A 13755-nucleotide genomic window follows, 5' to 3' on the forward strand; every position below is an offset into this window, starting at 1 on the left:
CTTTCCACGTATTTGTCTACGTATTGCCGCCATGTCCCTGGATCTGGATCAAGTCGTCGCCGACGCCCAGGCTGCTTTCGCCGCCGCCAACGACAACGCCACGCTGGAAAACGAAAAGGCCCGCTTTCTGGGTAAGACCGGTGCGCTGACCGAGCTGCTCAAGGGCCTCGGCAAGCTGGACCCGGACGCGCGCAAGACCGAAGGTGCGCGTATCAATCAGGTCAAGCAGCAGGTGGAAGCCGCGCTGCAGGCCCGCCGCCAGGCGCTGGCCGATGCGCTGATGAACGCGCGTCTGGCCGCGGAAGCTATCGACGTGACGCTGCCCGGCCGCTCTGTTGCGCGTGGCAGCGTGCATCCGGTGATGCGTACCTGGGAGCGCGTCGAGCAGATCTTCGGCTCGATCGGTTTCGACGTGGCCGACGGCCCTGAAATCGAAACCGACTGGATGAACTTCACCGCGCTGAACAACCCGGACAACCATCCGGCGCGTTCGATGCAGGACACGTTCTATGTGGACGGCCGCGACAGCGACGACAAGCTCCTGCTGCTGCGTACCCACACCAGCCCGATGCAGGTGCGTTACGCGCGCATGCACGTCGAGAAGTACGCCGGCCGGGCCATGCCGCCGATCAAGGTGATCTGCCCGGGCCGCACGTACCGCGTGGACAGCGATGCCACGCACTCGCCGATGTTCAATCAGGTGGAAGGTCTGTGGATTGGCGATAACGTGAGCTTTGCCGACCTGAAGGGCGTCTACACCGATTTCCTGCGCAAGTTCTTCGAGCGCGACGATATCCAGGTGCGCTTCCGTCCGTCGTACTTCCCGTTCACCGAGCCGTCGGCTGAAATCGACATGGCGTTCGGCAACGGCAAGTGGCTGGAAATCTCCGGCTCGGGCCAGGTGCACCCCAACGTGCTGCGCAATATGGGCCTCGATCCCGAGCGCTACATCGGCTTTGCGTTCGGCTCCGGCCTCGAGCGCCTGACGATGCTGCGCTATGGCATCAATGACCTGCGACTGTTCTTCGAAGGCGATGTGCGCTTCCTGCGCCAGTTCGCCTGATATGGCGTACCGCCCGAAGCAATAACGCAGCTCCAACGTCCCAGACAACTCAGAATACCTACCGGATCAGAAGCGCCATGCAATTCTCGGAATCCTGGCTTCGCACGTTCGCCAACCCTGAAAAGATCTCCACCGACGCGCTGTCGCACAGCCTGACCATGGCCGGGCTCGAAGTGGAAGAAGTGGGCCCCGTTGCGCCGCCGTTCACGAAGATCGTGGTGGCCCGCGTGCTGGCCACCGAACGCCATCCCAACGCCGACCGCCTGAACGTGTGCCAGGTGGATGCCGGCACCGGCGAAACGCTGCAGATCGTTTGCGGCGCACCCAACGTCACGCCCGGCATCGTTGTGCCGTGCGCGCTGGTCGGCGCAGTGCTGCCGCCGGGCGAAGAGGGCGGCAAGCCGTTCGAGATCAAGGTCGGCAAGCTGCGCGGCGTGGATAGCTTTGGCATGTTGTGCTCGGCACGCGAACTGAAGCTGTCCGAAGATCACGGTGGCCTGCTGGTCCTGCCGGACGACGCGCCGGTGGGTCAGGACATTCGCCAGTACCTTGATCTCGATGATCAGGTCTTCACGATCAAGCTGACGCCGAACAAGGCCGACTGCCTGTCGATCCATGGTGTTGCGCGCGAAGTGTCGGCGCTGACCGGCGCCGCGCTGACGCTGCCGGACATGTCGCCAGTAGCCGTGACGATCCAGGACAAGCTGCCCGTCAAGATCTCCTCGCCGGACCTGTGCGGCCGCTTCTCGGGCCGGATCATCCGCGGCGTGAACGCACGCGCGGCCACGCCTGCATGGATGGTGCAGCGTCTGGAGCGCTCGGGGCAGCGCAGTATCTCGGCGTTGGTCGACATCTCGAACTACGTGATGCTCGAGTTAGGCCGTCCGTCGCATGTGTTCGATCTGGACAAGATCCACGGCGGCCTGGATGTGCGCTGGGGCCGCAAGGGCGAACAGCTCAAGCTGCTCAACGGCAATACCGTCGAGGTGGACGAGCAGGTGGGCGTGATTTCCGACGACAAGGAGATCGAGAGCCTGGCCGGCATCATGGGCGGCGACAGCACTGCCGTTTCGCTCGACACGACCAATATCTACCTGGAAGCCGCATTCTGGTGGCCCAACGCCATCCAGGGCCGCGCGCGCCGCTACAACTTCTCGACCGATGCCGCGCATCGTTTCGAGCGTGGCGTGGACTACGCCACCACCGTCGAGCATATCGAACGCATCACCGCGCTGATTCTCGACATCTGCGGTGGTCAGGCCGGCCCGGTGGACGACCAGACCGTCAATGTGCCGCAGCGCCAGCCCGTGAAGCTGCGCGTGGCGCGTGCCGAGCGCGTGCTGGGTATCGAACTGTCGTCGGCGGAGATCGCTGACGTCTTCCAGCGCCTGAACCTGTCGTTCACGCGCTCGCAAGGCGACGAAGGCGAGGTGTTCGAAGTCACGCCGCCGAGCTATCGCTTCGACATCGAGATCGAGGAAGACCTGATCGAGGAAGTCGCGCGTATCTATGGCTTCGAGCGTATTCCGGCCCGCCCGCCTGTGGCCGAAAGCGAAATGCGTCCGACCAACGAAGGCCGCCGCTCGCAACACGTGGTGCGCCACGCGCTGGCCGCGCGCGACTTCAACGAGGTGATCAACTTCGCCTTCGTGGAAGAGCAGTGGGAGCAGGACTTCGCGGACAACAACAACCCGATCCGGCTGCTGAATCCGATTGCGAGCCAACTGGCCGTGATGCGTTCCACGATGATCGGTGGTCTGCTCGACAAGGTTCGCTACAACCTTAACCGCAAGGCTTCGCGCGTGCGCCTGTTCGAGGTGGGCCGCGTGTTCCACCGCGATCCGAAGGTGGTCGACGGCGGCCTGACTGTTGCCGGCTACCACCAGCCGATGATGGCTGCTGGTATCGCCTACGGCCCGGCGTTCGATGAGCAGTGGGGCGTGGCCACGCGTCCGGTCGATTTCTTCGACATCAAGGGCGATGTGGAAGCGCTGTTCCACCCGCGCGTGCCGCGCTTCGAACCAGTGGCGCATCCCGCGCTGCACCCGGGTCGCGCCGCGCGTGTGATCGTCGATGGCAAGGCTGTCGGCGTGGTAGGTGAACTCCATCCTCGCTGGCTGCAGAAGTACGAGCTGACGCAGGCGCCGGTGCTGTTCGAACTCGAACTTGACGCGCTGCGCGGTGTAGGTCTGCCGGTGTACACGGAGATTTCGAAGTTCCCGGCCGCGGTTCGCGATCTGGCTGTGGTCGTGAAGCAGTCGCTGCGTGCGCAAGACATGCTGGACGCCATGCGCGCGGCGCTGGACAAGGGCGGCTTCGGCCATTTCGTCCAGAGCCTCGTGCTGTTCGACGAGTTCCGGCCGAAGGCCGCGTCGGCGGCCATTGGCGCTGACGAGAAAAGCCTTGCGTTCCGCGTAACGTTGCAAGATACTGGGTCGACCCTCCAGGACGAGACAGTCGACAGTGCGGTGCGCTGCATGATCGACGCGCTGACGGCAGGCTTCGACGCCCGCCTGCGCGCTTAAGCGAATCAGGCAGTCCACCTTCAATTGGAGCGCCCGGGCACAGCCCCCGGGCGGATCGCGGCAGATTTTACAGAGCGATCTAGGATGAACGATCGAGACACGATTTCCATGAATGCTGCAGACCTGGGCGATGCAAGCGACCGGCACGCTGCCTCCCTCGACGACGCATCGCCGGAAGCCCGTGCCGCCGAGGTGCCTACCCTGACTAAAGCCGAACTTGCAGAGATGCTGTTCGATCAGGTTGGCCTGAACAAGCGCGAATCGAAAGACATGGTCGAAGCGTTCTTCGACGTGATTCGAGAAGCGTTGGAGCGCGGCGACAGCGTCAAGCTGTCAGGCTTCGGCAACTTCCAGTTGCGCGACAAGGCGCAACGTCCCGGCCGCAACCCCAAGACGGGAGAGATCATCCCGATCACGGCGCGCCGTGTGGTGACGTTCCACGCCAGCCAAAAGCTCAAGGCACAGGTGGAGGAGCGCGCGGGCCTGGAAGCCTGACGCGCGAGGGCATGTGCCGCACGGGCAGTATCGTCGCGGCAGCCACACATCTGTAACGACGCGCAACCGGGTGATTGCCCGCGGCGATTGCAGTCTGTATGCTGCAATGCCGCGCGCAGTTCGCGTCCAACCGAGCCAACCGGCTCTGGTCCACGGCCTGACATCAGACTACCCAACGCATGACGGAAAAATCCAGCGAGCGCGTCGCGCTGCCGCCGATTCCCGCAAAACGCTACTTCACAATCGGTGAGGTCAGCGAGCTCTGCGCCGTCAAGCCGCATGTGCTGCGCTACTGGGAACAGGAATTCACCCAGCTCAAGCCCGTGAAGCGACGCGGCAATCGCCGTTACTACCAGCATCACGAAGTCCTGCTGATTCGCCGGATTCGCGATCTGCTGTACGAGCAAGGCTTCACGATCAACGGCGCGCGCAACCGCCTCGACGAAGGGCGCCATCACGGCGCTGGCGTCGCTGGGGGTGCCGAGCCCAGTGAGGTTCAGGTTGCCGTGGAGGAAACACCTGTGCTTTCTGTTGACCTGAATGCGCTGCGCAACGACCTGGTCGAAGTGCAGCACCTGCTGGCGCAATTGAAAGAGATCGCACGGCACCAATAAATTGGCTTGGAACTACTAGCCATCGTCGAATTGACGGTGATATACTCTCCCTTCTTCGGGGCGTAGCGCAGCCTGGTAGCGTACCTGCATGGGGTGCAGGTGGTCGGAGGTTCAAATCCTCTCGCCCCGACCAGAAAATGAAAGGCCTGACAGGTTTCCTGTCAGGCCTTTTTGTCATTTGTTGCTGTCGGTCCCGCAAATGGAAGGTTTGGAATCTGAGAGTCAATAGCGCCGTCGACAGGCTGGCTTCAGTATGCTAAAAACGCACGTCCAGAAAAACAGAGGAGAGTACCTATGCGTATCGCCATTTACGGCTGCAGCGGATTCGGTCGAGAAGTCGCTCCTATTGCCAGAGATACAGCACGTCGCATTGGTTCTGGCACTTTGAATGAGGCCGTTGTTTTTGTAGACGATGATGTCTCCAACATCGGGACCATCAAGAACGGGATTCACGTTATTTCCTTTGACGAGCTTCAGTCGAAGCAATCCGATCGCTTGGTAGTTGTTGCGGTTGGCTCCAGCACCGTGCGCCGGGCGATTGTTGCCAAGTGCGAGGCGGCGGGCCTGAAGTTCGCGAGCGTCAGCGCACCGTCGGCCAGATTCCTCGATGAGGTCAGTCTTGGCGATGGCGCCATTTTCTGCGATTTCTCCATGGTGACGTCCAACGTCAGGATTGGACGTCACTTCCACGCAAACATCTATTCCTACGTGGCGCATGATTGTGTGGTCGGTGACTTCGTGACGCTGGCACCCAAGGCCTGCGTGAACGGTAATGTGATCCTTGAGGATGACGTGTATGTCGGTACAGGCGCGGTGATCAAGCAGGGGACGCCTGAAAAGCCGCTGCGCATTGGTAAAGGTGCAATCGTCGGCATGGGCGCCGTGGTTACCAAAGACGTTCCGCCTGGCGCGGTGGTCGTTGGCAATCCTGCACGCGTCAAGGAGTGACTTCCGTTCGGCGATTTGCGGCAAGGGCTGCCAACTGATGTTGGCCCCTGTTTCCGAAGGAAACACGATGCCGGCACTCGCGTTGTAAATGCGAGCGGCAAGAATGCGGGGTAGGAACACCTCTTACCCCAGATGGAAAGCGAAAGGCCTGACGGGAAACCTGTCAGGCCTTTCGCTTTCTTTCATCTTGTAACGCTGTCCGAAATAAGCGCAGCACGCTGCAATCCTTCCTTACATTTCGGACATAGGTTCTCACCCTGTCATCGACTAGCCTTTCCCCATTGCATCGACACGGCAGCTTGCGCTGTCGGAGTAGGAACGGATGAACTGGCGAGACATATTTCTGATTGGTTTTGGATGGGTGGGGGCTTGCCTGGCTGCCGGCTGGTTCCTGACGATAGCGGTCAAGGTGCTGGGTTGACCCTGGCGCCATCTCTCACCGATCGCTTCAACCTCCCTTCGATACCAGCACCGCATCATTCCGATACACGTCCGGGAACATCGTTTTCAGATTGCCGATCTTCGGCAGGTCATTGATGACGATGTACGGATAGCTCGGATTCTTGACGAGAAAATCCTGGTGATAGTTCTCGGCCGGAAAGAACCCCTTGTAATCCTCGACGCGCGTGACGATCGGCGCGCGGTACGCTTTCGACGTGTCGAGCTGGGTGATATACGCCTCGGCAATCGAGCGTTGCACCGGCGAGCGCGGGAAGATCGCCGAGCGGTACTGCGTACCGTGATCGGGCCCCTGATAGTTCAGTTGCGTAGGATTGTGCGCGACCGAGAAGAAGATCTGCAGCAGCTTGCCGTAGCTGATCTGGGTGGGGTCGTAGCGGATTTCGACCGACTCCGCGTGTCCGGTCATGCCGGTGCCCACCATCTCGTATTGGGCGTTGCTGGCCGAGCCGCCAGAGTAACCGGACGTTACCCGTGTAACGCCGCGGACATGTTGGAACACGCCTTGCACGCCCCAGAAGCATCCACCGGCGAATACCGCGGTCTCGGTATGGCTCGTGCCGGCTTTTTCGTCGACGGCCGGCGCGGGGATCTTCACGGCGGCCTCGGCCGAGATCGCGGGTAGCTCCCACATTGCGGCCGCCACCATCAGCACGGCCAAGCTTGCGAGCTTCAGCGCGGTGGGGCGGGTCCAGCGTTGCAGTGTTGTCATGGCATCCATGGTCAGACTCCTTGAAGGAAGCGTAGATCAGCCGAACGTGAACGCATAGGCCTGCACGCCGGGGTCGAGGAATTCGATGGCGAACGTGCGATCGGCGACGTCGCCTTGCTGGCGTACGAGTTGATACAGGCGCTGTCCGGTGACGGTCCCGCTGCCATCCGCGGCGACATCGGTGCCGTGCGATGCGCCCGGGACCTTGCCGTCGATCGTCACGCGGAAGCGCACTGGCTTGCCGTCCGCAGCCGGGCCGAGCACCAGGTGCAGGTCGCGGGCGTGGAAGCGATAGACGATCTTCCCGCTGGCCTGTTCCAGCGTTGCCTGTTCCTCGCCAACCTTCCAGTTGCCCGCCAGGCCCCACTCATTGAGCGTGGGGTGGGCCGGCGCAGCGTAATCCTTCGATTGATCCGGCCTGGCGCCACCCGGAGACGCGAAGTTCTCGGCACGGGCGTAGCCCACATAGGTTTCCTGCGAACGTAGCGTGCTGGCATCGGCGGGCATCTCCACGCCGTGCATGGCGTTGTCCGCGGTCATTGCCACCTTCGTCACGTCCGCGTGCCCCGCTTCGGCCAGCAGTTGCCGGATCACGGCTTCCGATTTCTCGTATTCGCCTTCGCCGAAATGATGGAAGCGCACGCGTCCCTGGGCGTCGATGAAGTAATGCGCCGGCCAGTAGTTGTTGTTGAACGCGCGCCAGATCGCGTAGTTATTGTCGATGGCCACCGGGTAGGTCACGCCGAGATCTTTCGTGGCCTTGCGGACGTTGTCGATATTGCGTTCGAACGCAAACTCGGGGGCATGGACGCCGATGACGACCAGGCCTTGATCCCGGTATTTCTCCGCCCAGGCCTTTACGTAGGGCAACGTGCGCAGGCAGTTGATGCACGAGTACGTCCAGAAATCGACCAGCACGACCCTGCCGCGCAAAGCTTCCGCAGTCAGCGGCGGCGAGTTGAGCCATTCCACCGCGCCATTGAGGCCCGGGAACTGGCCTTCCACTGGCAGCGTGGCGGGGCGGTCGACGGCTCGCATCATCATGGCTCCGCCTTCTGCTGGAAGGCTGGTGGCGGCCATCATCGCGCCGCCGCTACGGTCCTTGTGTCCCAGTGCGTCGACCAGGCGCTGCTCCAGGCCGCCGGTGGCCACGGTCGAGACGCGTGTCAGGATGCCCGTGTCGAGTCCGAGCGCGATTGCCGCCACGCCGGCCAGCATCGCCACGCCGATCCCCCGGCGAACCCATTCGCCAGCGTCGAGCGAACGCTTCATCGCGGTGAATACGCGTCCGCCGATCAACAGAGCCACCGCCAACGATGTGGCCGCGCCTGCGGCGTAGGCCAACAGCAGCAGCGTCGTGCCCAGGCTTGCACCCTGAAGGGCGGCGCCGGTCAGCACGAGGCCGAGGATCGGGCCCGCGCATGGCGCCCACAGCAGGCCGGTGGCAATGCCGAGCAGGAACGACGATGCAGGGCTGGCAGGCTTGCCGTCGGCCTGCGCGAAGTTTGACAGCCGGCTACCGGCATTCACCAGCGGCCGCATCAGGCGTTCGGCAAGCCGGGGCAGCAGCAGCGTCAGTCCGAACACGGCCAGTAGGGCGATGGCGAGCCAGCGGCCATACTGGTTGGCTTGAGCGACCCAGCCGCCACCGACCGCGGCGAGCGTGGCCACGCCGGCGAAGGTGAGGCCCATGCCGGCCAGCAGAGGCAGGCCGCTGCGCGCGAATGGTTGATCGGCGCGCGCGAACACGAACGGCAGTACGGGCAGGATGCAGGGGCTCAGGATCGTGAGCGCGCCACCCAGGTAGGAGAGGATCAGTAGGAGCATGGCAATGGGTCCGCGATAGGTCTGCGAAGGGTCTGCGATGGGCCTGGTCAGGCGGATACGGGGCGGAACGTCATGGCTACGCCGTTCATGCAGTAGCGCAGTCCCGTAGGCTTAGCAGGCTGCTGAAATACCGGCAGCGAACGTCAGCGCGACGACTTGCTGAATCGTTAATCTGAGGACTCCATACAATCCCACGTTCATGCGCGGCGCTGACACCTTCACCGAAAGTTTGTTCACCATGCGGCGGCTGGAAGATTTCGTGCCGAAGTCCCACCCCCTGCGCGCGATCCGCACCATGGCGAACCAGGCGCTGGCGAAGATGGATCGGCTGTTCGCGCAAATGTACGAGGCCGATATCAAGGGTGGCCGGCCCAGCATCGCGCCGGAGAAGTTGCTGCGGGCCATGCTGCTGCAGGTGCTCTACAGCGTCCGGTCGGAGCGCCAGCTCATGGAACAGACGCACTACAACTTGCTGTTTCGCTGGTTCATTGGCCTGGCGATGGATGATGTGGTCTGGGTGCCCAGCGTCTTCAGCAAGAACCGGGAACGGCTGATCAAGCACGATGCTGTGATCGACTTCTTCAACGAAGTGCTGGCCATCGCGCAGAAGAAGGACTGGCTGTCGGGCGAGCACTTCAGCGTCGACGGCACGTTGATTAAGGCGTGGGCTGGCCACAAGAGCTTTGTACGCAAGGATGGCGACGACCAAGACGATAACGACGGTGCTGACTTCAAGGGTGAAAAGCGCAGCAACGAGACGCACGAGTCCAAAACCGATCCCGATGCCAAGCTGTACCGCAAGGGCAAAACCGCCAGTGAACTGCGTTACATGGGTCATACCCTGAGCGACAACCGCCACGGCCTGGTGGTGAGCGCCATGGTGACCAATGCGGACGGACACGCCGAGCGCGAGGCCGCGAAGGTCATGCTCAACGATGCCAGGCAGGTGATTGAGGACCTGAATGTGGAAGTCACCGTGGGTGCGGACAAGGGCTACGACGCGCACGAGTTCATTCAAGCCTGCCTGGAGTTGAAGGTGACGCCGCACGTCGCACAAAACACCTCTGGCCGCCGCTCGGCCGTTCCCGACGCCATTGCAGGCACCAAGGGTTATGCCATCTCACAGCAGAAGCGCAAGCTGATTGAACAAGGCTTTGGATGGGCCAAGACCGTTGGGCGCATGCGCCAGGTGATGGTGCGCGGACTAAAGAAGGTCGATCAAATGTTTGTGCTGAGCATGGCCGCCTACAACCTCGTGCGCATGCGTTCGCTGGGACAAATCCGTCCGCAGTTGCAGTAATCGCGGCAATGAGGCCGGAAACGGTCGCCAAATCAACGAAAAAGTCGGTGAAGTGACGATCAGCTTCCGGATTGTGAAAAATAGCGAGCCCATCAGCCTTGCAGAGGGAAGCTTCGCTTTTATGCGGCTAGTACTTCAGCAGCCTGTTAGGGCCGTCGTCGAACACGTGGCCAAGGTGGCCACCGCATCGGCGGCAATGCACTGCCGTGCGCACCATGCCGAACGTGCGGTCCTCGGTGGTGCCCACTGCGTTGGCCAGCGGCGCCCAGAAGCTCGGCCAACCAGTGCCGCTGTCGAACTTGGTTGACGACGAGAACAGGTCGAGCTGGCAGCCCGCGCACGAGAAAACGCCCTTGCGATGCTCATCATTGAGTGGGCTGCTGAAGGGGCGCTCGGTGCCTTCGTGGCGCAGTACCGTGTACTGGGCCGGCGTCAGCTTCTGGCGCCACGCCTCATCGCTCAATGTGACTTCGAAGGATTGGGCGCCGCTTCCGGCGGCGTTGGCATTGCCGGCGGCCAGCAGCCGCCAGCCGCCGACGGCGGCAAGCGTAGCGGTCAGCGAGCCGCCCGAAAGCAGAAAGCGTCTGGTGATGCGCATGGTGGTCTCCGTGCTCGGGATGGGTTGAACGCATGGTAGGCAACCATCCATGGCGGAGTCCTCGCCAAACCTTAAACAATTCGTGATAACTGGAATGGCGGATTTCTGCACAATAGAGCCAGTTCAGAACCGAGGGCCAAGCCGCCGCACCATGGAACACGCCAAACGCATCCTGCTGGTCGAAGACGATGTCGGTATCGCCAACGTGCTGGCCATGCACCTGCGCGACGAGCGCTACGAAGTCGTGCATAGCGCCGATGGCGCCGAGGGGCTGCGCCTGCTGGAGCAGGGCGGTTGGGATGCGCTGGTGCTGGACCTGATGCTGCCCGGCGTGGATGGTCTCGAGATCTGCCGCCGGGCCCGGGCGATGACGCGCTACACGCCGATCATCATCACCAGCGCGCGTTCCAGCGAGGTGCATCGCATCCTGGGGCTCGAACTCGGTGCCGACGACTATCTGGCCAAGCCGTTCTCGGTGCTGGAGCTGGTGGCGCGCGTCAAGGCGCTGCTGCGTCGAGTGGAGGCAATGGCGCGCGATGTGCGGGCCGATGCCGGCAGTCTGGAGCTGGCCGGACTGGCCATTGATCCTCTCGCGCGAGAGGCCGCTGTCGACGGCAAGCGCCTCGACCTGACCCCGCGCGAGTTCGACCTGCTGTACTACTTCGCGCGCCATCCGGACAAGGTGTTCTCCCGCATGGACTTGCTCAACGCGGTGTGGGGCTACCAGCACGAGGGTTACGAGCACACGGTGAACACGCATATCAACCGGCTGCGCACCAAGATCGAGGTCGATCCGGCGCAGCCGAAGCGCATCCTGACTGTGTGGCGGCGCGGCTATCGGTTCGTGGCCGATCCGCAAGCCGACGCCGCGCAGGACGAAGGGGAAGCATCGTGAACCTGTCCCTGACACAACGGCTGTCCGCCGTTTTCGCCGCGTTGTTGCTGGCCTGCTGCGGGGCCTCCGCCTGGCTGCAGGTGCGGGCCAACGCGATGCATGAGAAAGAGGTGGTCCAGGACATATCGCGCGGGCTCGCCGCATACATCGCGCGCAATGCGCTGCTGGAGGATCAGAGCGCCATCGCGCCGCAGGCATTGCGCCAGCTCTTCGGGCAGTTGATGGTCGTGAATCCTAGTGTTGAGGTCTATCTGCTCGACGATCAGGGGCGCATTCGCGGGCACGATGCGCCGGCCGGCCACCTGGTGCGCGATCACGTGAACCTGGCGCCGGTGAAGAAGCTGATCGACGGTGGGGCGCTGCCGATCTTTGGCGACGACCCGCGCAGCGACAGCGGGCGGAAGGTGTTCAGCGCGGCGCCGTTGCGGCAGGGCGGCTATATCTACGTGGTGCTGCAGGGCGAGGCGCATGACAAGCTGGCCGCGCTGGCATCGCGCGACGCGGTCATGCGGACCACGCTCTGGTCGATGGCGTTGGTGGCCGCGCTCGGGCTGGTGGCGGGTCTGGTGGCTTTCGGCCTGATCACGCGCCCGCTGCGACGCCTGACGCTAGAGATCCGGCAATTTGATTCGGGTGATGCCGGCGATTTGCGGAGATCCGGCATCCCGGGTGCCGGAGCTGCCGACCGGATACAAGAGCCGATGCAGCGCGACGAGATCGCCGCGCTACGCACGGCGTTCCGTCAGATGGCCGACCGGATCGAGACACAATGGCGCGCGCTCAAGCAGCAGGATCAGGAGCGGCGCGAGATGGTGGCCAATATCTCGCACGACTTGCGCACACCGCTGACGTCGCTGCACGGGTATCTGGAAACGCTCTCGCTGAAGGCGGACAAGCTCAGCGCCGAGGAACGCCAGCGCTACCTTGCCATCGCGCTGGCGCAGAGCGCCAAGGTGGGCGGGCTGGCGCAGTCGCTGTTCGAACTGGCGCGGCTCGAACACGGCATGGTCCAGGCGATGCCCGAGACATTCTCGATCGTCGACCTGACACAGGACGTGCTCGAGAAATTCGCCCTGCCGGCCGAGGCCAAGCATCTGCAATTGCGCGCCGGCGTGCCGCCTGTGCTGCCTGCCGTCACCGCCGACCTCGGCATGATCGAACGCGTGCTGACGAACCTGCTCGACAACGCGATTCGCCATACACCGGTGGGTGGCACTGTCGAAGTCGACCTGACCAGCCAGAATGGCAGCGTGGCGGTGACGGTCAGCGATACGGGGCCGGGGATTCCGCCGGCCTTGCGCGAGTCGCTGTTCCAGCGGCCGTTTCCATCGGGCGGCGCGCACCGGGGCGGCGGCCTCGGTCTGCTGATCGTGCAGCGAATGCTCCAGTTGAACGGCAGTCAGGCGCGGCTGGTGGAGGGGCAGGTGGGCACTACGCTCCGGTTTGTCCTGCCTGTCGCGGGGCGCGAGAGTCGACCGGCGGCAATAGCCGACGCTGCAGCCACGCGATAAACACGTCGGCATCGGCCGGCACGTCTCGCGTGGCCGGGACCGCCATCAGACCGCCGCCAAACGCGGTGAATCCGAAGGGTGCCACGAGGGTGCCTGCTGCCAGTTCCGCCTGGATCAGCCGTTGTTCGATCAGCGCCACGCCCAGCCCCGACAGGGCGGCCTGGATGCAAAGATGCGTGTGCGGAAACGTCAACCCTGCGCCGGGTGCGATGTGGTGACCGGTCAGCGCTTCCCACTGGTCCCAAGCGCTCGATGTGAAATCGTGCGTGATGCGCGCGCCGGTGGCCACTTCCGGTGCATAGGCGGGCGCGCAGACCGGGCCGAAGGCGACCGGCGCCAACGGGATCGCGCGTTGCCGTTCGGCGGCGGGGTACGACGACAGGTCCCAGGCAATTACCACGTCTGCGCCTTCGGTGCGGATCTCGCGCGCCGATGTCATCGAGAGCCGGATACGGATATCGGGCCGCAGCCGATAGAAATCGACCAATTCGGGTACCAGCCAGCGCATTGCGAAGGTCGCGCTACATGCCACGTGCAGCGTCGGCCCGCGCGCTTGGTCGAGCAGACGACCGTAACCTTGTTCGAGTTGGTCCAGCGCCGTGCGTACCACCTCATAGAGCGCCTGGCCGTGCTCGTTCAGGCGCAGGCCGGTCCCCTCGCGCTCGAATAGCTCCACGCCCGCATGTTCCTGCAGTTGGCGCAACTGCCGGCTGACTGCACCGTGCGTGCGAAATAGCTCTTCGGCGGCGCGGGTCACGGAGCCCGTACGGGCCGTGGCCTCGAACGCGCGCAAGGTTGACATTGGGGG

The 13755-nt window shown here is 63.4% G+C and carries 12 protein-coding genes and 1 tRNA gene; 9 read left to right on the top strand and 4 right to left on the bottom strand.

Annotated features, from left to right (window positions below):
• Window positions 1–37 precede the first annotated feature (37 nt).
• From pheS to RMET_RS05885, 6 genes are all read left to right on the top strand, one after another.
• Complete coding sequence (gene pheS, locus RMET_RS05860; RefSeq protein ID WP_175582381.1) at window positions 38–1063, top strand: phenylalanine--tRNA ligase subunit alpha; 1026 nt, start codon at window positions 38–40, stop codon at window positions 1061–1063.
• 77 nt (window positions 1064–1140) lie between these two features.
• A complete protein-coding gene (gene pheT, locus RMET_RS05865) occupies window positions 1141–3588 on the top strand; it encodes a phenylalanine--tRNA ligase subunit beta (protein ID WP_011515947.1) in 2448 nt (815 codons plus the stop codon).
• An 84-nt stretch (window positions 3589–3672) separates the two neighbouring features.
• Window positions 3673–4083 (top strand): integration host factor subunit alpha, encoded by a 411-nt coding sequence (locus tag RMET_RS05870; protein ID WP_008650476.1) that lies wholly within the window; start codon window positions 3673–3675, stop codon window positions 4081–4083.
• 179 nt (window positions 4084–4262) lie between these two features.
• Window positions 4263–4697: a MerR family transcriptional regulator gene (locus RMET_RS05875; RefSeq protein WP_011515948.1), complete on the top strand. Its 435-nt coding sequence runs from the start codon at window positions 4263–4265 to the stop codon at window positions 4695–4697.
• A gap of 56 nt (window positions 4698–4753) precedes the next feature.
• A tRNA-Pro gene (locus RMET_RS05880) sits at window positions 4754–4830 on the top strand.
• A gap of 161 nt (window positions 4831–4991) precedes the next feature.
• On the top strand, window positions 4992–5645 hold the full coding sequence (locus tag RMET_RS05885; protein ID WP_011515949.1) for an acetyltransferase: 654 nt from the start codon (window positions 4992–4994) through the stop codon (window positions 5643–5645).
• A 448-nt stretch (window positions 5646–6093) separates the two neighbouring features.
• Here RMET_RS05885 and msrA read toward each other — a convergent pair whose 3' ends face one another.
• On the bottom strand, window positions 6094–6825 hold the full coding sequence (msrA, locus tag RMET_RS05890; protein WP_011515950.1) for a peptide-methionine (S)-S-oxide reductase MsrA: 732 nt from the start codon (window positions 6823–6825) through the stop codon (window positions 6094–6096).
• 27 nt (window positions 6826–6852) lie between these two features.
• Entirely contained in the window at window positions 6853–8643 is a 1791-nt protein-coding gene (locus tag RMET_RS05895; protein ID WP_011515951.1) for a cytochrome c biogenesis protein DipZ, read from the bottom strand.
• Window positions 8644–8842: 199 nt separating this feature from the next.
• Between RMET_RS05895 and RMET_RS05900 the strand changes: the two genes are divergently transcribed.
• Window positions 8843–9943, top strand: a complete 1101-nt coding sequence (locus RMET_RS05900) for an IS5-like element ISRme1 family transposase (RefSeq protein ID WP_011515952.1) — start codon at window positions 8843–8845, stop codon at window positions 9941–9943.
• 127 nt (window positions 9944–10070) lie between these two features.
• Here RMET_RS05900 and msrB read toward each other — a convergent pair whose 3' ends face one another.
• A complete protein-coding gene (msrB, locus tag RMET_RS05905; protein WP_029310210.1) occupies window positions 10071–10541 on the bottom strand; it encodes a peptide-methionine (R)-S-oxide reductase MsrB in 471 nt (156 codons plus the stop codon).
• A 151-nt stretch (window positions 10542–10692) separates the two neighbouring features.
• On the opposite strand from msrB, the gene RMET_RS05910 reads away from it, so the two are divergent.
• Together RMET_RS05910 and RMET_RS05915 are read left to right on the top strand one after the other, a co-directional pair.
• On the top strand, window positions 10693–11436 hold the full coding sequence (locus tag RMET_RS05910) for a response regulator transcription factor (protein WP_029308127.1): 744 nt from the start codon (window positions 10693–10695) through the stop codon (window positions 11434–11436).
• Window positions 11433–12947, top strand: coding sequence for a sensor histidine kinase (locus tag RMET_RS05915; RefSeq protein ID WP_011515954.1), 1515 nt, complete (start codon window positions 11433–11435; stop codon window positions 12945–12947). Before RMET_RS05910 ends, RMET_RS05915 begins: the two co-directional genes overlap by 4 nt.
• On the opposite strand, the gene RMET_RS05920 is transcribed toward RMET_RS05915, so the two are convergent.
• Window positions 12868–13749, bottom strand: coding sequence for a LysR substrate-binding domain-containing protein (locus tag RMET_RS05920; RefSeq protein WP_224445964.1), 882 nt, complete (start codon window positions 13747–13749; stop codon window positions 12868–12870). The genes RMET_RS05915 and RMET_RS05920 overlap by 80 nt on opposite strands.
• Window positions 13750–13755 lie beyond the last annotated feature (6 nt).

The organism is Cupriavidus metallidurans CH34 (genome assembly GCF_000196015.1).
Lineage (GTDB): Bacteria > Pseudomonadota > Gammaproteobacteria > Burkholderiales > Burkholderiaceae > Cupriavidus > Cupriavidus metallidurans.